Origin of the sequence: Mycobacterium sp. (assembly GCF_049647605.1) — a bacterium.
In the GTDB taxonomy this organism is placed as follows: domain Bacteria; phylum Actinomycetota; class Actinomycetes; order Mycobacteriales; family Mycobacteriaceae; genus Mycobacterium.
Window position 1 is genome coordinate 38435 of the sequence record NZ_JBARXZ010000079.1, and the last position, 16834, is coordinate 55268.

At 66.8% G+C, this 16834-nt stretch carries 11 protein-coding genes; 3 read left to right on the forward strand and 8 right to left on the reverse strand.

The genetic code is table 11. From position 1 onward, the window contains the following. Positions 1–5: 5 nt before the first annotated feature. The gene (locus tag WBB07_RS10100; RefSeq protein WP_526307194.1) at positions 6–1388 is read right to left on the reverse strand and encodes a dicarboxylate/amino acid:cation symporter; all 1383 of its coding nucleotides are present in this window, start codon (positions 1386–1388) and stop codon (positions 6–8) included. A gap of 149 nt (positions 1389–1537) precedes the next feature. Here WBB07_RS10100 and WBB07_RS10105 point away from each other — a divergent pair, with 149 nt between their 5' ends. Next, entirely contained in the window at positions 1538–2845 is a 1308-nt protein-coding gene (locus tag WBB07_RS10105) for a H(+)/Cl(-) exchange transporter ClcA (RefSeq protein ID WP_526307249.1), read from the forward strand. On the opposite strand, the gene egtE is transcribed toward WBB07_RS10105, so the two are convergent. The 7 genes from egtE to WBB07_RS10140 all read right to left on the reverse strand — a co-directional run bounded on the left by egtE (position 2842) and on the right by WBB07_RS10140 (position 9382). Further along, positions 2842–3975, reverse strand: coding sequence for an ergothioneine biosynthesis PLP-dependent enzyme EgtE (gene egtE / locus WBB07_RS10110; RefSeq protein WP_526307251.1), 1134 nt, complete (start codon positions 3973–3975; stop codon positions 2842–2844). The two genes, WBB07_RS10105 and egtE, sit on opposite strands and share 4 nt — an antisense overlap. Next, positions 3975–4952 (reverse strand): L-histidine N(alpha)-methyltransferase, encoded by a 978-nt coding sequence (egtD, locus tag WBB07_RS10115; protein WP_526307196.1) that lies wholly within the window; start codon positions 4950–4952, stop codon positions 3975–3977. Before egtD ends, egtE begins: the two co-directional genes overlap by 1 nt. Positions 4953–4965: 13 nt before the next feature. Further along, positions 4966–5652, reverse strand: coding sequence for an ergothioneine biosynthesis protein EgtC (gene egtC, locus WBB07_RS10120; protein WP_526307198.1), 687 nt, complete (start codon positions 5650–5652; stop codon positions 4966–4968). After that, a complete protein-coding gene (egtB, locus tag WBB07_RS10125) occupies positions 5653–6939 on the reverse strand; it encodes an ergothioneine biosynthesis protein EgtB (RefSeq protein WP_526307200.1) in 1287 nt (428 codons plus the stop codon). After that, on the reverse strand, positions 6936–8201 hold the full coding sequence (egtA, locus tag WBB07_RS10130) for an ergothioneine biosynthesis glutamate--cysteine ligase EgtA (protein ID WP_526307202.1): 1266 nt from the start codon (positions 8199–8201) through the stop codon (positions 6936–6938). Before egtA ends, egtB begins: the two co-directional genes overlap by 4 nt. Before the next feature lie 96 nt (positions 8202–8297). After that, a complete protein-coding gene (locus WBB07_RS10135) occupies positions 8298–8957 on the reverse strand; it encodes a sensor domain-containing protein (protein ID WP_526307204.1) in 660 nt (219 codons plus the stop codon). After that, positions 8954–9382 (reverse strand): organic hydroperoxide resistance protein, encoded by a 429-nt coding sequence (locus tag WBB07_RS10140; protein ID WP_526307206.1) that lies wholly within the window; start codon positions 9380–9382, stop codon positions 8954–8956. Before WBB07_RS10140 ends, WBB07_RS10135 begins: the two co-directional genes overlap by 4 nt. Positions 9383–9635: 253 nt before the next feature. Here WBB07_RS10140 and WBB07_RS10145 point away from each other — a divergent pair, with 253 nt between their 5' ends. After that, positions 9636–15098, forward strand: coding sequence for a glutamate synthase-related protein (locus WBB07_RS10145; RefSeq protein WP_526307208.1), 5463 nt, complete (start codon positions 9636–9638; stop codon positions 15096–15098). Beyond that, a complete protein-coding gene (locus tag WBB07_RS10150; protein ID WP_526307210.1) occupies positions 15095–16834 on the forward strand; it encodes a diflavin oxidoreductase in 1740 nt (579 codons plus the stop codon). Before WBB07_RS10145 ends, WBB07_RS10150 begins: the two co-directional genes overlap by 4 nt.

A 16834-nucleotide genomic window follows, 5' to 3' on the forward strand; every position in this document is an offset into this window, starting at 1 on the left:
ATGCATCAACCTTTTTCAGTGGCTGCCTGCGCCAACTCCGGCTTGCTCGCGCCGTGATCGTCGTCGACCATGGTCTGCTCGTCGAACGGAATCCGCCCGTCGAGCACCTTGCTCATGCGGTCCTTGTCCATGGATCCGGTCCACGATCCCACCAGCACGGTCGCCACCGCATTACCCGAGAAGTTGGTCAGCGCACGGGCTTCGGACATGAAGCGGTCGATGCCGACGATCAAGCCGATGCCGTCCAGCAGATCCGGCCGATGCGCCTGCAGACCGCCGGCCAGGGTTGCCAGTCCGGCACCGCTGACACCGGCGGCACCCTTGGAGGCGATGATCATGAACACCAGCAATGACAACTGCTCGCCGATCGTCAACGGGTCACCGAGGGCGTCGGCGATGAACAGCGATGCCATGGTCAGGTAGATGGCAGTGCCGTCCAGGTTGAACGAGTAACCGGTTGGTACAACGATTCCCACCGTGGTCGGTTGCACCCCGGCGTGCTCCATCTTCGCGATCAGCCGGGGCAGCGCGGACTCGCTCGACGAGGTGGCCACGATCAGCAGATACTCTCGCGCCAGGTAGCGGGTCAGTTTGAAGATCGACTGCCCCGCCACCAACCGGATCAAGGTGCCGAGCACTCCGAACACGAACAGCACGCAGGTCAGATAGAACGCCCCCATCAACACCGCCATCTGGACGACGGCGGCGAAACCGGTGGCACCGACCACCTTGGCAATGGCGCCGAAGGCGCCGATCGGGGCCAGCCACAGGATGCCGGCCAAGATGCGGAACACCAGGATCTGTACCAGGCCGATACCGCGCAGCAGCGGCTCACCGGTCTTGCCCATGGCCTGCACACCGAAGCCGACCAGCAGCGCGACGAACAACGTCTGCAGCACATTGCCCTCGGTCAGCGAGCTCAGTAGCGAGGTCGGGATGATGCCGGCGATGAACTCCATGGTGCCGCCTTCGCCCTCGGCCTCGGCCGCCAGTTCGGCGCCTGCGGCAGGGTCAGCGGCCACGTTCAGTCCGTCACCGGGGTGGATGATGTTGCCGACAAGCAGGCCGATGGCCAGCGCAAACGTCGACATCACCAGGAAGTAGCCCAGCGCGAGACCACCGACCTTGCCGACGGAGGCGGCTTTGCGCACCGAGCCGATGCCCAACACGATGGTGCAGAAGATGACCGGTGAGATCATCATCTTGATCAGGGCGACGAACAAGGTGCCCAGAACGCCGAGAGCCGCACCGGTTTCCGGCGCGACCAGCCCGACGACGATGCCGGCGACGATGGCGACCAGAACCAGGATGTACAACCAGTGCGTCCGGTCCTTGCGTTTCTTCTTGGGGTCGGACTCCGAATCGGCGTCCGCATCTGCGCTGGTCACGTCCACCCCTCCACCGTCGCCGTGTGTGTGCGGAGGCGGAGTTCCCCAAAGTGGTGCCGATCACACCTGGGTTGACGGACGTCGGTTCGCGACCGGGTTCGCGGGAACATTCCCACCGAAGGCCGTACCTTGGCTGTGTGCCTGACCCGATGACCGAACCGGCACCGGATCCCGACGAAACCAAACCCTCCGCGCGCGCCGCGGTGCTCGTCTGCCTGACCGCGGTGGTCGCGGGCGCGCTGATCGGATTGATCGGCGGCGCCTTCCGGTGGATTCTCGATCTCGCCGACCGGTTACGCCTCGACCTCGTCGACTGGGCCCACGGGCTACCCGGCCCGGGCTGGCTGGTTCCGATGGCCGCGGCGGCACTCGGTGCGGCCCTGGCCGCGCTGATCGTGCGATGGGTGCCGTTGGCGGCGGGCAGCGGCATCCAGCATGTCGAGGCGGTGTACCGAGGGGAGGCCCGCCCGCCGCTGCTGATCCTGCTGCCGGCCAAGTTCGTCGGCGGCATCTTGTCCATCGGGTCCGGGTTGGTGTTGGGCCGCGAAGGACCGACGGTGCACATGGGTGCAGCCCTTGGCGCCGAAGCAGCCCGCCGGGCCCGACTCGGCAAGGCCGATGTCCGGATGATGCAGACCGCCGTCGGCGGCGCCGGATTGGCGGTTGCCTTCAACGCACCGATGGGCGGCACCTTGTTCGCGCTGGAAGAGGTCACCAAATCCTTTCGATTGATGACGGTGCTGTCCACGCTGTTCGCCTGCGCCACCGCGGTCGGCTGCATGCGGTTGGTCCTGGGCAACAAGCCGGACTTCGCCGTCGCGCAGATCACAGCACCCGCACTGGCGTGGCTGCCCCTGTTCGCCGTATTCGGCTTGCTGACCGGGCTTCTCGGGGCGGTCTACAACCGGTTGACGCTGTGGTTCCTCGACCGCGTCGGCGGCTACCGCCGGCTCCCCGCGGTCACCAAAGCCGCCATCATCGGCGCCATCATCGGGTTGGCGATGTTCGCCTACCCGCTGGCGGTGGGCGGCGGCGACACCCTGACGCAGCTGATCCTCAGTGGACACCAGATCGTCTTGCCCGTTGTTGTCGGTTACCTCGTGGTACGCCTGATTGCTGGCCCCCTGTCCTATTCGGCGGCGGTGCCGGGCGGGTTGTTCGCACCGCTGCTGGCGGTCGGCGCACTCTGGGCGCTGCTGTTTGTTGGCGTCTTCGAGAAGATCTGGCCGGGAAACGCGGCAGATCTGGCGATCCCGATGGCGCTGGTGGGAATGGCGGCGTCCTTCGGCGCCACCGTGCGGGCACCACTGACGGGCATCGTCGTGGTCATGGAGATGACGTCGACGACGGCGGTGGCCATTCCGATGCTGACCGCCACGGCCGCGGCGGTGCTCGTCGCCGAGCTCACCGGCTCACCCCCCATCTACGAGAGCCTGCGGGAGCGGATGACCCGTTAGGGTTGCGCGGCAGTCGCTTCCTCCAGCGCGGCGCAGAAACCCTCGAGTTCGCCGTCGGCCAGGTCGACATGCGGTGACAACCGCAGCACCGGGCCGGTCATCTCGAACGGCGCCCGTGCCACTTCGGCGACGGTGGTGACGATGCCGCGCTGTTCGATCAGCCAGGCCCGGATACCGGCCGGTTCCACCCCGGGAGGCGGTGTCAACGTGGTGATCGCGGTCGGTTCGTCGGCGGGTTCCACCACCTGCCAACCGGCAACACCGTCGATGACTCCGCGGGTGGACCTGCCGATCTCCGACAGCCGGCTCCGCACCGACTCGGCGCCGGCGGCCAGGTATTCACCGACGGCTACCGAGTACGCCACCCGCGCCGCAAGATTGGCCTCATGGTGTTCGAACGAGGTCAGCACGTCCACCGGCACGTCCCACTCCGGTGGCGGCAATCGCCGCACCAGTCTGCCGGCGAGTTCTGGTGCCACAGCCAGGAATCCGACCCCACGCGGTCCGGCCATCCACTTCCTGGACGACGAGTACACGGCGTCAGCACCCACCGCGCAGTCGATCTGACCGAATGCCTGCGCCGCATCGAACACCAACGGCACCCCCAGACCGCGGCACAGTTCGGCCAGCTGCGACACGGGTTGGGCAACACCGCGGTGGCTGCCCACGCCGGTCAGATGGACCAGGGCCGGTGGATCGTCGGCCAGCGCCGCTTCGACGCGATCCACCAGCATTCGGCCGTCACCATCGACCGGCAAGGCCTGCACGTCGAATCCGTGCGCCGCCATCACCGCCAGGTTGGGCCCGTACTCCCCCGGCGCGCAGGCCAGCGTGCGCCGGCCCGGCCAGGAGCCGAGCAGCAGGTCCAGCGCATGGGTGGAACCGGTGGTGAAGACGACATCGGCGGCGGTCATCGCGGTGAGCACCCCGATGGCGGCCCGGCCGGCGGCCAGTACCGGTTCGGCCGCCGCGGCGGCGACGTAGCCGCCGACCTCGGCCTCATGACGGGCGTGCTGGGTTGCCGCCTCGATCACCGCCAGGCTCTGCCGCGAGCAGGCGGCCGAATCCAGGTGGATACCCGCCGGCTCCGGCCGGGCCGCCCGCCACGCCCGGCCCAGCTCACTGGAGATCACTTGACCGCCAAGGACAGTCCGAAGTCGCCGGCGGCGTCGGTCCACCAGTGCGTGCGGGTCAGGCCGGCGTCGGCCAATTCGGTCAGCACCCCGTCGGCGCGGAACTTGCACGACACCTCGGTCAGGATCTCTTCCCCGGCACCGAATTCCACAGTCAGTTCCAGGTCTTCGATACGGACCCGCTGCGCGGACCTGGCACGCAACCACATCTCGATACGGTCTTCGTCGGCATTCCATTTCGCGACGTGCTCGAACGAATCGAGATCGAAGTCGGCGTGCAACTCCCGATTCACCACGGCCAGCACGTTTCGGTTGAAGGCGGCGGTGACACCGGCACTGTCGTCGTAGGCCCGGATCAGCCGGTCGGTGTCCTTCACCAGATCGGTGCCCAGCAGCAGGCTGTCGCCGGGCTGTAGCACCGCCGACAGTGCCGACAGGAACTCCGCACGCGGCCCCGGCGTCAGGTTGCCGATCGTGGAACCCAGGAACGCAACCAGCCGTCGGCCGCCCGCCGGGATCTCACCGAGGTGCGCCTCGAAGTCACCGCATACCGCATCGATGTCGACACCCGGGTACTCGACGGCCAGGGCTGAACCGGCCGCCTCCAACACCGACACGTCGACGTCAAACGGGATGAATCGGCGCAACGATCCCCGGGACTGCAAGGCGTCCAACAGCTTCCGGGTCTTCTCCGAGGTTCCGCTACCGAGTTCCACCAGGGTGTCGGCGCCACTGGCCGCGGCGATCTCGTCGGCCCGGTCGGCGAGTATCGACGCCTCGGCGCGAGTGGGGTAGTACTCCGGTAACCGGGTGATCTGGTCGAACAGGTCACTGCCGGCGGCGTCGTAGAACCACTTGGGCGGCAGCGTCTTCGGGGAGGACGTCAGCCCGGCTCGCACGTCGTCGCGCAACGTGTGGGCGGCATGGTCGGCGGGCAGGTGGTTGGCGACGGACACAGACGTGCGGCTTGCCATCGAAGACCCTTTCTCAGAAGTGCAATGCGGTCACGGTCACGGTCCCGTCGGACACCTCGACGAGGTGGCGGTCGGGAATGTCCTGCCAGTCGGGGTGGTCGTCGTACGGTTCGCTGGCCACCACCACACCATCGGGCCGACGCAGCACCGACAGGGTGTCGCCCCATGTGGTAGCCAACATCCGAGAACCGTTGGCTGCCAAAATGTTCAACCGGGCGGCGGGATCTGCGGCGGCGACCTCGACCACCGTCTCACCGAGATGCTCCAATCCGCGCCGGAAGATCAGCGCAGCCAGAATCGCACTGTCGACCACGGATTCGGCGGCGTGGTCCAGCGGCAGGACTGCCCGGTCCACCAGGCCGTTGTGCGACAACAACCACTGCCCGTCGGTGAACGGCGCGGCCGCCGAGGCGTCGGCCGGCATCCCGACGCTGGCCGAGCGCACCGCCGCCACGACGCAGCTGCTCGCCAATGCCGGCGCCACCGAGGCGAAGGATTTGTCAGCCCACAGTGGACCAGCCGCCCGCCAGCGCCGCGGGACGGCCCCGTCGAAGAACCCGACGCCCCACCCGTCGGCGTTCATCAGCCCATGCTTCTGGCGCCGCGGGGCGTACGACTGCACCAGCAACCCGCTGGGCGGGTCGAGCATCAGGCTGCTCACCGGCACCGTCGCGCCGAGCCATCCGAGGTGTCGGCACATCTACAGATCCCAGGCCAATCGCACACCGGCGAAGATCTGCCGACGAATCGGGTGGTCCCAGTTACGGAAGCTGGGGCGCAGGATGTCCGGGGCCACCGCCCAGGAACCGCCGCGCAGCACCCGATAATCTCCGGCCCCCGGCCCTTCGAAGAACGGCTCGCTGTACCGGTCGTAGATCATCGGGGTGAATCCCGGCCACGGCCGTAGCGGGGAGCTGGTCCATTCCCAGACCTCGCCCAGCATCTGCTCGGCGCCGTAGGCGGAGGCGCCGCCCGGATAGGCACCGACCGGGGCGGGCCGCAGTGCCTCTCCGCCGAGGTTGGCCAGCTGCGCGGTCGGCGTCTCAGCGCCCCACGGGAAGCGTCGCCGCCGTCCGAATGCCGGGTCCCAGGCGCACGCTTTCTCCCATTCGATCTCGGTAGGCAGGCGGGCTCCGGCCCAGGCGGCGTAGGCCTCGGCTTCGAAGTAACTGACGTGCTGCACTGGTTCGTTGTCGGGGATGGTCTCGACATGCCCGAACCGGGTGCGGGTGCCGTCACCGCTGTTCCAGAACTGCGGTGCCACCAGGGCGGCCTGCGTGCGATGTTCCCAGCCGGGCACCGACCACAGTTCGCGGCGACGGTAGCCGCCATCACCGATGAAGGCCCGCCACTCGCCGTTGGTCACCGGTACCCGGCCGATCCGGAACCCGGGAACCTCGACCGTGTGGGCCGGGCGTTCGTTGTCCAGCGAGAACGGTTCGTCGGCGGCGTCGACGCCGAGCACAAAGTCCCCGGCGGGCACCGGTACCGAGGTTCCGGCCACCCCGGGCCGCCCGGCAGGCAACGGGGCGTTCTTGTCCAGCAGCGGTGCTCCCACGCGCAGATTCAGCGCCTGCAGCATGGTCTCGGTGTGCTGGTTCTCATGGCTGATCACCAATCCGAACCGGAACGACGACGTGTCGTCGGCGGCGTCCAGGGCGTCGAGGGCTTTGGCGCGCACCGTGTCGAGGTAGGCGTGGGCTTGTGTCGGAGACAGCAGCGGCAGATCCACCCGGCTGGCCCGTGAGTGGACAAATGCGTCGTAGAGCCCTTCGATGTTGGCCGGCAGCAACCCGGGCACCTCGAGGTTGCCGTCGCGCAGCAACCAGAGCTCCTCCTGTTGTCCGATATGGGCCAGGTCCCACACCAGCGGGCTCATCAACGGGTGGTACTGCCTGCGCAGCTCGTTGTCGTCGAATTCGACGAGTCGTCGGGTGCGCTCGCGGGCGCGGGCCAGGCCGTCGGCCAGTAGTTCTCGGGTGCTCACAGGCGCTCCTGCCACAGGTCCATGATCGCGGCGTCCAGTCCATGCCGGACCACCGCGTCGGAGAAGTCGTCGCCCGCTGTCCGGCCACGCTCCACCATGTCGGTCAACAGCTCCATCGACCCCGCCAATTCCGGCGGAACAACCTCGGCGGCGATTTCCACACATCGGCGGGCCGCGGTGTGTAGATGCCGATCGGCCAGGCCGACCCGGGCCGCGGCGTCCCATGCGGTGGCCACCGGCTCGACGGTCTCCGCGGCCAGCTCCGCTGCGGCGGGGTCGTCGAGCAGGGTGGCCAGCGTAAAGGCCACCGCAGGCCACAGCGCATCCGGCAAGCTGTCGAGGTAGCGGATCTCGAGCCAGCCACGCGGTCGCACCGGCGGAAACAGTGTGGTCAGGTGATAGTCGAGATCGGCGGTGGTGGGTCGCCGGTCACCGAGCTCGATGGCGCCGTCGGCCCATTCGGCGAACGGCACCCAATCGAGCATCGGGCTAGCCTCGGAACCATCTGGAGAGCGCACCAGCATCAGCGGAGCCTTCAGCGCGTAGCGGGCCCACTCAGCGGCGGGATCGTCGGCGCTGATCCCGAGGATCGGGCCGCACCGGGCGGAGTCCAACTGTCCCCACACCTGCTGCCGTGACGACACCCAGCCGGTGAACTGCCCGTTGCGCAGCGGCGAGTTGGCCGCCAGGGCGACCATCGTGGGCCCGAGTGCGTGGGCCAGCCGGACGCGGGCGGCCCAGCCGGCACGCGGACCCGCGTCGAGGTTGAGCTGGATCGACGACGTGGAGGTCATCATGGCCGCGCCGGCGTCAGCGGAGCCGCTGGCGACAAAAAACCGTTCCATCGCCGCGTACCGGGGGCCTGGGTTGATGCGCTGCGGCGCGCGCAGCGGGTCGGCGCCCAACAACACCAGTCCGAGGCCGGCTTCGGCGAACGCGGCGTCTAGTACCGCCCGGTCGGCGGCCATCGCAGTGATCGCGGGCAACGCTGCCGAAAGGGGCGGTCCCGACAACTCGACCGCACCGCCGGGTTCGATCGTGACCGCGCTGCCACCGGGCAAGGCAGGCAAGGACGCGACGACGGAGGTGATCTGATCCCAGGTGGGACGGCGGCCCGGTTCGGTTCGATCGAAACAGTGCGCTTCGACCTCGAGGCCGACCTGGCCGAGTGGTGCGTCAACCAGGCTGGCGCCGGCGATGTGGTGCGCAGCGGCAGCCGAGTCCGCGAGTGGTTTGTCCCCCTGGCTGACGACGAACGTCATTGCTCCATCTTCGGGGAAGCGACCGACAAGTTCGCGCGATTAACGGCTTACATTGCGCTGACGTGTACCCGAACACCAGGATTCTGACAGCCGAGCCTATTGCCCCAGGCTGTTCTGCATGGCGCCGGCCAGCACGTTGACCGCCGGACCACCGTTGCCGGATTGACACACTTTCGCCTGGAGAAGAACGTTCTCCCGTAATCGGGTCTGGGTGAAACAGCGGCGGTCCGTGCCGGCTTCCTGCTTCATCCACACCGCGTCGGCCGGTCCGGGCGGGGCGCCGGCGAAGGTCCACACCTGTGACGTGCCGTTACCGAATCCCATCACCGCGGTCTGGCCCGAACACCCGACGGTGCGGTCGGTGACCCGGTGGTACGCGGCTGTTGCGGCCTCGTTGTCGGCGAACACCCCGACGGCCTGCTTGACCAGATGGGTGACATCGTTGGGTGAGGTCTGGGTGATCGAACCGTTGAAGGACGCCAGGTCGGGATCGTTGAACACCTCGGGCAGCCCGATATCGGCCCAGTTGTTGCACACCGGGAGGTCCACCGAGAACACCTGCACGGGATTGGTCAGGACGGCTTCGAAGGTCACGGGCGCACCGACGATGTTTCCCACCGATCCTTTGCCCAGGACGGCGTAGTTCACGACACCCGGGTCCGAGGGGCGAGCACCGGCCGGGGGTGCCAGCACCAGCGCCAGACCGGCTATCCCCAGCGCCGCCGCGATGCGCAGGTCAGGCCGTTGTTTGGTCATACTTTGGCGGACAGCGCAACGTCGATGTTCCCGCGGGTGGCCTTCGAGTACGGGCACACCCCGTGTGCCTTCTGCATCAGGTCGTCGGCGACGCTCTGTTCCAGGCCGGGCAGGTAACCCACCAGCTTGGCGGTCAACCCGAACCCGCCCTCGGAATCCTTGCCGAACCCGATCTGTGCGGTGATACCGCTGGCGTCGTCGAGCGCGATCTTCTCGTTCTTGGCCACCAGGCGCAGTGCACCCAGGAAACACGCCGCGTATCCGGCGGAGAACAGCAGTTCGGGATTGACTCCCTCACCGCTGCCACCCATCTCCTTGGGTGGACGGGTGTCGAGATCGATCTTGCCGTCCATGGACTTGACGTGGCCGTCGCGGCCGCCGCCGGAGGCCGTCGACTCTGCGGTGTACACGACTTCGATGCTCATGGAATCGATCATGCCAGCCGGGGTTACGCAGTTGGGGATGGTTCGTGGCATCATCTGCGCAGAACCCACCCGAGAGCTCCACGGGAAGTTAGGTTAGGCTGACCTCGCCTTAGGCGAGGTGTCGTGCTGCCTCCGGTGGGGTTCCAGCCCGCGCGGACACCGCGCCGGCCAGACGGGTCAGCTCGACGACGCGCGACACGTCACCTGAACGCGTGCGCCATTCGGTTGGCGTGCCGGCTGAGGAGAGCGTCGTTTGAACGGTCTGTACAACCCGGATCTGGAACACAGCAGTTGTGGGGTCGGCTTCTTGACCCGCAAGGACGGCGTGCAGACCCACGACGTCATCCGCAAACTGCACGAAGCGCTGTGCGCGGTACCCCACCGTGGCGGAATGTCGTCCGAGGGGGTCGGCGACGGCGCCGGGGTGAACCTCGACCTGTCACTGCGCTTCTTCGCCGATCTCACCGGCCGCCCTGAGCTGCAGCTCGGACAGTTCGGCGTGGGCAACTTCTTCCTGCCCAACGATCCCGCCTTCCACGCCGAAGCCGAAACGGTGATCGAGACCGCCCTGCTCGCACAGGGATTCACCATTGCCGTCAAACGTGATGTACCCGTGGACAATTCCGCGATCCGCCCGGCAGCGGTCAAGTATCAGCTGCCGATCCGGCAGTGGGTGTTCTGCCCCGATGCCGACGAGGACATCTCGGACCGCAAGATCCACGAAGCCCTGATGGCCATCGAGTCCATCGCCTACACCCGCGCCGAACTGCTGGGCCTGTACCCGTTGTCGCTGAGTGCGCGCACCCAGGTCCTCAAGGGCCGGCTCAACTCGAACGAAGTGGTGCCCTACTTCAGCGATCTGTCCGACCTCCGGATGGAAGTCCACTCGATGTTCTTCCACACCAGGTTCTCGACGAACACGGTGCCGAACGCGATGATGGCCCAACCATTCCGGCTGATGGCCCACAACGGCGAGCTCAACACCGACAAGAAGAACCGGCTGTCGGACAACGCAATAGCGCGGGCCCGCAACCGGTCGATCGTGCGGCCACTCGGCCAGTCCGACAGTTGCCGCCTCGACCAGACGCTGCAGAACCGGGTGTTCGAAGACGACCTGGACGTGGTGTCGGCTGTGGTGGCGATGATGCCCCCGGCGTGGGAGAACGATTCGACGCTGTCCCCGCAGGTCCGGGCCATGCTGGAGTTCTTCAGCCTCTACGAGGAGAAGAACGACGGGCCCGCAGCGCTGATCTTCGGCAACGGCACCATCATCGGAGCCCGCCTTGACCGTCTGGGACTGCGCCCGCTGCGCACCGTGGAGACCTCGGACTACCTGGGCGTGATGTCCGAAGCAGGCCAGGTGTACTTCCCGCCCGAGCAGGTGCTGCGCCGCGGCCGCATCGAGGCCGGCGGCATGCTCTATTACGACCACAACGAGCGACGTTCCTACAGCACCAACGAAGCCCTCGAAATGCTGGCGGCACGCCATGATTACCCCGCGATGCTCGCCGAGGCCCGCGTCGACCTCGCTGATCTGCCGCAGGTGCCACCGGAGAATCAGCGCTCTCCAGCGCGATACAACGGCGATCTGAACCGGCATCAGCGTTACGTCGCGTACTCGCTCAATCAGGAGAGCTTCAAGTTCCTGATGGACCCGATGCTGACCACCGGCCAGGAGAAGATCTCCGCGATGGGGTACGGCGCGGCGATCAACGCGCTGTCCAACCACGAGGGTGGGATCGCCCGCTACTTCTCCCAGAAGTTCGCGCAGGTGACCAACCCGCCGCTGGACAGCATCCGCGAAGCGGACGGCATGACATTGCGCGTCGCACTGGGAGCCAAGCCCAACAGCGGCGCCCAGCCGGCACCCCAGATCGTGGTTCCCTCACCGATTCTCACGCATCTGGACATGCTGAAGATCCGGGATCAGCAGCTGACCCCGGTGCGGCGGTTCGGGATGCGGTACCGCATCGACCTGACCGACCGGGCCGCAAATGCCGAGGCGCTGGTGAGCGCCATCGATGCGCTGTGCGACGAGGTGGAGGCGTTTGCGCGGGAGAGCGGCGGAATCGCAGTCATCTCCGATCGCCATGTCGAGAGTGCCCGCGCGGCAATGCCGCTCATCATCGTCATCTCGGCGGTCAACCAACGGTTGATCGAGGAGGGCCTACGGCTGCGGGTGTCGGTGATCGCCGAGAGCGGCCAGCTGTGTTCCTCGCACCACGTGGCCACGGTCCTCGGATTCGGCGCCGCGGCCGTCTACCCGCTGGCCGTGCAGATGCGCGCTGAGGAGAAGTTCGGCCCTGACGAGCAGAACATCTCGATGGCCTTCAAACACTTCGCCAAGGCCGCCGAGAAGTCGCTGATGAAGACCATGGGCCGCGTCGGGCTGTGCACCGTCGAGAGCTACATCGGCGGCGAGTTCTTCGAGCCCAACTATCTGGACACCGGCGACGCGGTGCTGCGCCGCTACTTCCCCAACGTCGTCTCCCCCGTCGCCGGGGTCGGGTTCACCACCTTGGCCGACGCGGTCTCCGAATGGCACCACCGCGCACTTGCGGTCACCAGCGAGAAGGACGTCCCGCTTCTCGGACTGTTCAAGGAACGCGCGGAAGGTGCCGGCCACTCCTACGGCACCACGGCGGTGCGCGGATTTGTCGACATGACAGAGGAATCCATCTCGTTCGGCGACGAGGCTCGACCCGACAACCCAGGTATGGCCGACCCGGCGTACCTGCGCGGGCTGCCCTTGCATCAACTCGAAGGCGCCTTCGGACTCGATGACGAGGCCTACCGCAACACCAGTTTCGACGAGTTGACCCCACGCGCTGTCAACAGCTTCGACATCACCCCCGGCTACCGCAACTTCGTGCGGAACATGAACGCCGAACGGAGCCGCCGGCCCGCAGCACTCCGGGACGTGCTGGCACTTCCCGCGGACGTCAACTTTGTGCATACCGCCGACGAATTCACCTATGAAATGGGTCAATTCGCGCTGACCGGCAACAACAACTTCCAGGTGCGCGGGCTGTCCTGCGTGCAGCACGGTGACGAATTCACGCTGCGCCTCAGCCAGGGGGCGCAACGCCTCGATGCGTTGGCGTTCTCGTTGGTGGCACGTTTCGACGACGACATCCTCGACAGCGAGGTTGTCGGCGACCGACTGTGGGTGCGGGCCACCGGGGCTGCGGCACACTATCTCCAGAACCTGCAAACAGCACCGGATTCGATACCGCTGGATGAGATTCAGCCGGCCAGTGAGATCGCCGCAACCCTGGCCTCGGGAGCGATGAGTCACGGCGCGCTGGTGGCCGAGGCGCACGAAGCGGTCGCACACGGCACCAACATGGTCGGCGGTCTGTCGAACTGTGGCGAGGGCGGCGAGCACCTCACCCGATACGGCACCATCCGCGGCTCGCGCATCAAGCAGTTCGCCTCGGGCCGCTTCGGGGTGTGGGCCGGCTATCTCGCAGATCCGATGTTGCGGGAGTTGGAGATCAAGATCGGGCAAGGTGCCAAACCCGGTGAAGGGGGCCAGCTTCCCGCACCCAAGGTGACAGTGCAGATCGCCGCGGCGCGCGGTGGCACCCCGGGGGTGGAGCTCGTCTCGCCGCCGCCGCACCACGACACCTACTCGATCGAGGACCTCGCGCAGCTGATCCACGACTGCAAGGCGGCACGCGTTCGGGTGATCGTGAAGCTGGTCTCCTCGGAGGGTATCGGCACCATCGCAGTCGGCGTGGCCAAGGCCGGCGCTGACGTGATCAACGTCGCCGGGAACACCGGCGGTACCGGGGCCGCCGCGGTCACCAGCCTCAAGTACGCCGGACGCTCCGCGGAGATCGGGGTCGCCGAAGTCCATCAGGCGCTGTGCGTCAACGGTATCCGGCAGAAGGTGACGCTGCGCTGTTCGGGTGCCCACCAGACCGCCAGTGACGTCATCAAGTCGGCGCTCCTGGGCGGGGACAGCTTCGAGTTCGGCACCACCGCGCTGATGATGCTCAAGTGCGTCATGGCCAAGAACTGCAACATCAAGTGCCCGGCCGGCCTGACCACCAATGCCGAAGCATTCGAGGGGGATCCGCGGGCGCTGGCACAGTATCTGCTGAACATCGCCCACGAGGTCCGCGAGATCCTGGCCACGCTCGGCCTGCCGTCACTGCGGGCCGCCCGCGGACGCAGCGACCTGCTCCACCTCCTCGAACACCCCTCCAGCATCGGGCGACTCGACTTGCGAAAGATGCTCGAAGTGACCGAGGAAGTCCTCGTCGACGAGCCGATCTACATGGAGAAGGACTACACCGTCGACGACAGCTTCCTGAGCCAGTTGACGTTCAGCGGGGCTGTTCTCGACCCGGTGGAGCTGAGCAACCAGAACAAGAGTGTCGGCGGACAGTTGGCGATCGACATCGAACGAAAGCTCAACCACGAGGGGGCCGCCGGATCGTCGGTCGCCACCGACGATCGCGGACGTCGCTACCTCACCCCCGACAGCGTGGTCATCACCACCAGTGGCTCGGCCGGCCAGAGCTACGGCGTGTTCTGCAACGACGGAATGACATTGACCCACACCGGCACCTGCAACGACGGCGTCGGCAAGAGTGCCTGCGGCGGCAGCATCGCGGTCCGCTCTCCCGGTGGCGGCTCCAGCGAATCCAGTGGCAATGTCCTCGTCGGCAACTTCGCACTGTTCGGCGCCTCCGGCGGACGCCTGTTCGTCGAAGGTGAGGCCGGTGACCGCTTCGCGGTGCGGAACTCAGGCGCCACCGCGGTGGTCGAAGGGGTCGGCGAATTCCTGTGTGAGTACATGACCAACGGTGCCGTGTTCAACATCGGCGGATTCGGCAAGGGCGTCGCCAACGGCATGAGCGGCGGCTTCCTATACCAGTACGACCCGGAAGGGGCGCTGGCCGCCAAGGTGAGCGCCGACTCGGTGCAACTCGCCCCGATCACGACGGCACCGTTCCACGAGGTGGCCGCCCAGACATTGCTGCAGTGGCATGTCGAAGCCACCGGATCGGCAAAAGCTCAGTCGCTGCTCGATGATTGGGCGACAACGCGTCAGCACGTGGTGTACGTGATGCCGCGCGCGCTGCTGCAGTACCAGGATTCCGATGCGATCCTGGCGGCCAAGACCCGCAAGGAGCTGCTCGATGAGCTCGCAACCGCGCTGGCGGGCTACCAGGTTCACAAGTTCAAGCGGTCCTACCGCGACAAGCAGCTGGTTCACGGCGGTTCGGTGCCGGGTTACGGGGAGACGGACACCGAGGAGATGTTCGCTCTGCTCAACACCTACACCGTGCTGAACATGGCTCAGCAGCTGGCGATGGCGCGCACCCCGGGTGTCACGGATGTGACCGACCCCCGGATCGGCAAGACCGTGCGCAACCTGGTGCTGACCGAGGACTTCTTCTTGATCCAGAAGCTGCAGCGCTACGCCCGGGAAGCGATCGACCCCTTCAGCGACGAGGACCTCGCGGTGCTGATCGCCAACAAGCGGATCACCGATTACAAGGAAGCCCTCACCGAGCGCAACGTGCTGTCGATGGACAGTCCGGGCACCTACGGCTGGATCCTGTTCCAGAGCACAAAGAACGTCGAAAAGATCGGTCGGCTACCGTCTTTCGAAGAGCTGTTTGCGCTCAAAACCATCCCCGTCGTCATCGCGGACTCGACCCCGGTCGCGCCGCGCAAGGAACCTGTGAAGAGCTCATGAAGATCGGCTACATCCCCGAAGACGCTCCGTTCAACGAGGACCAGCGCGCCTGGATCTCGGGATTCCTGGCCGGTCTGCACTCTCGGATGGCGGTGAGCATGACGCCGCCGCCTGCTGTCGCAGGCGACTCGGAGGCGCCGCGGCCGCCGTTGCGGATCCTCTACGGCACCCAGACCGGCAATGCCGAGGGGGTGGCCGGCGATGCCGCGGCCGCTGCCCGGGCGCAGGGCTTCGACGTGACCGTCGCCGGTCTCGACGAGATCGAACTCGACGAGTTCGCCGGGTGTAAGCACGTTCTCATCATCACCTCCACCTACGGCGAGGGCGAGATGCCCGACAACGCCGAATTGTTCTGGGAGGCGCTGTCTGCCAGCACCGCCCCCCGGCTCGAAGGGGTGTCCTTCGCGGTCCTCGCGCTCGGTGACACCGGTTACGACGGTTTCTGCCAGGCAGGCAAGCTGATCGACCTGCGGCTCGAACAGCTGGGCGCCAGCCGCCTGGTGGCCCGCGCCGACTGCGATATCGACTACGAGGCCCTCGCCGCCGAGTGGGTGCAGTCCGCGGTAGGCAGTCTGGTCAGCCTCACCGGCGCCAGCGGCACCCCGAGCACACCTCCGCCCAGCATTGCGGCACGTTCCGGCTGGACGCGCAAGAACCCGTTTGTCTCCGACGTCGCCGTCAACCGGTTGCTGTCGGGACCGGGTTCGGACAAAGAGATCCGGCACTACGAGTTTGCCCTCGCCGACAGCGGTATCACCTACGAAGCCGGTGACGCGCTCGCCGTCATCCCGGAGAACGATCCGGTACTGGTCGAGGCGATTGCCGATCACTTCCGCGTGTCGGTGGACACCCTTGTCGACAGTGAGCCACTCGGTGAGCTGCTCACCCATCGTTACGAGATCAGTGTCCCGTCCAAGGATCTGCTGGGTGCGGTCGAAAGCCGCGCCGACAACGCCGAGTTCTCCCACGCACTCCGCGGTGGGGTGAAGGAAACCCTGGACCGTTGGCTTTACGGCAAGGACGTCCTGGACATCTTGCGGATCGGCGGTGACGAGCTGGCCCTGGAAGAGTTCATCGAGCTGCTCAAACCTCTTCAGCACCGGGCCTATTCGATCTCGTCGAGCTCACTGGCGCATCCCGATCACATCCACTTGACCGTCGCCAGCGTGCGCTATCAGAGCACCGGCCGCGAGCGGGGCGGGGTCTGCTCGACCTTCCTGGCCGACCGGGGCGGCACCGCGAAGATCTTCCTGCAGCCCAACAAGTCGTTCCGGGTCCCCGCCGACGACAGCGCACCGATGATCATGGTCGGTCCCGGTACCGGTATCGCACCGTTCCGGGCGTTCCTGCAGGAACGCGAGCGGCGCGGCGCGGGCGGCGACAACTGGTTGTTCTTCGGCGATCAACATCGCGCCGACGACTACATCTATGCCGACGAGCTCACCGGCTGGTCGAACTCGGGCCTGCTGAACCGACTGGATCTGGCGTTCTCGCGGGATCAGGCCCAGAAGGTCTACGTGCAGACCCGGATGCGCGAGCAGGGCGCCGATCTGTTCTCCTGGCTCGAAGCCGGCGGCCACTTCTATGTGTGCGGCGACGCCACCCGGATGGCCAAGGACGTCGACAAGGCGCTCCACGATGTTGTCGCCGAGCACGGCGGGCTGGTCCCCGAGGCCGCAACCGAGTACGTGAACACCCTGAAACGGGAGAAGCGGTACGTCCGCGACGTTTACTGA

Bases quoted from the DNA above. Each gene is read 5' to 3' on its own strand.
- WBB07_RS10140 (WP_526307206.1), bottom strand. From the start codon at position 9,382: ATGAGCATCGAAGTCGTGTACACCGCAGAGTCGACGGCCTCCGGCGGC.
- WBB07_RS10135 (WP_526307204.1), bottom strand. From the start codon at position 8,957: ATGACCAAACAACGGCCTGACCTGCGCATCGCGGCGGCGCTGGGGATA.
- egtA (WP_526307202.1), bottom strand. From the start codon at position 8,201: ATGACGTTCGTCGTCAGCCAGGGGGACAAACCACTCGCGGACTCGGCT.
- egtD (WP_526307196.1), bottom strand. From the start codon at position 4,952: ATGGCAAGCCGCACGTCTGTGTCCGTCGCCAACCACCTGCCCGCCGAC.
- egtC (WP_526307198.1), bottom strand. From the start codon at position 5,652: ATGTGCCGACACCTCGGATGGCTCGGCGCGACGGTGCCGGTGAGCAGC.
- WBB07_RS10105 (WP_526307249.1), top strand. From the start codon at position 1,538: ATGACCGAACCGGCACCGGATCCCGACGAAACCAAACCCTCCGCGCGC.
- WBB07_RS10150 (WP_526307210.1), top strand. From the start codon at position 15,095: ATGAAGATCGGCTACATCCCCGAAGACGCTCCGTTCAACGAGGACCAG.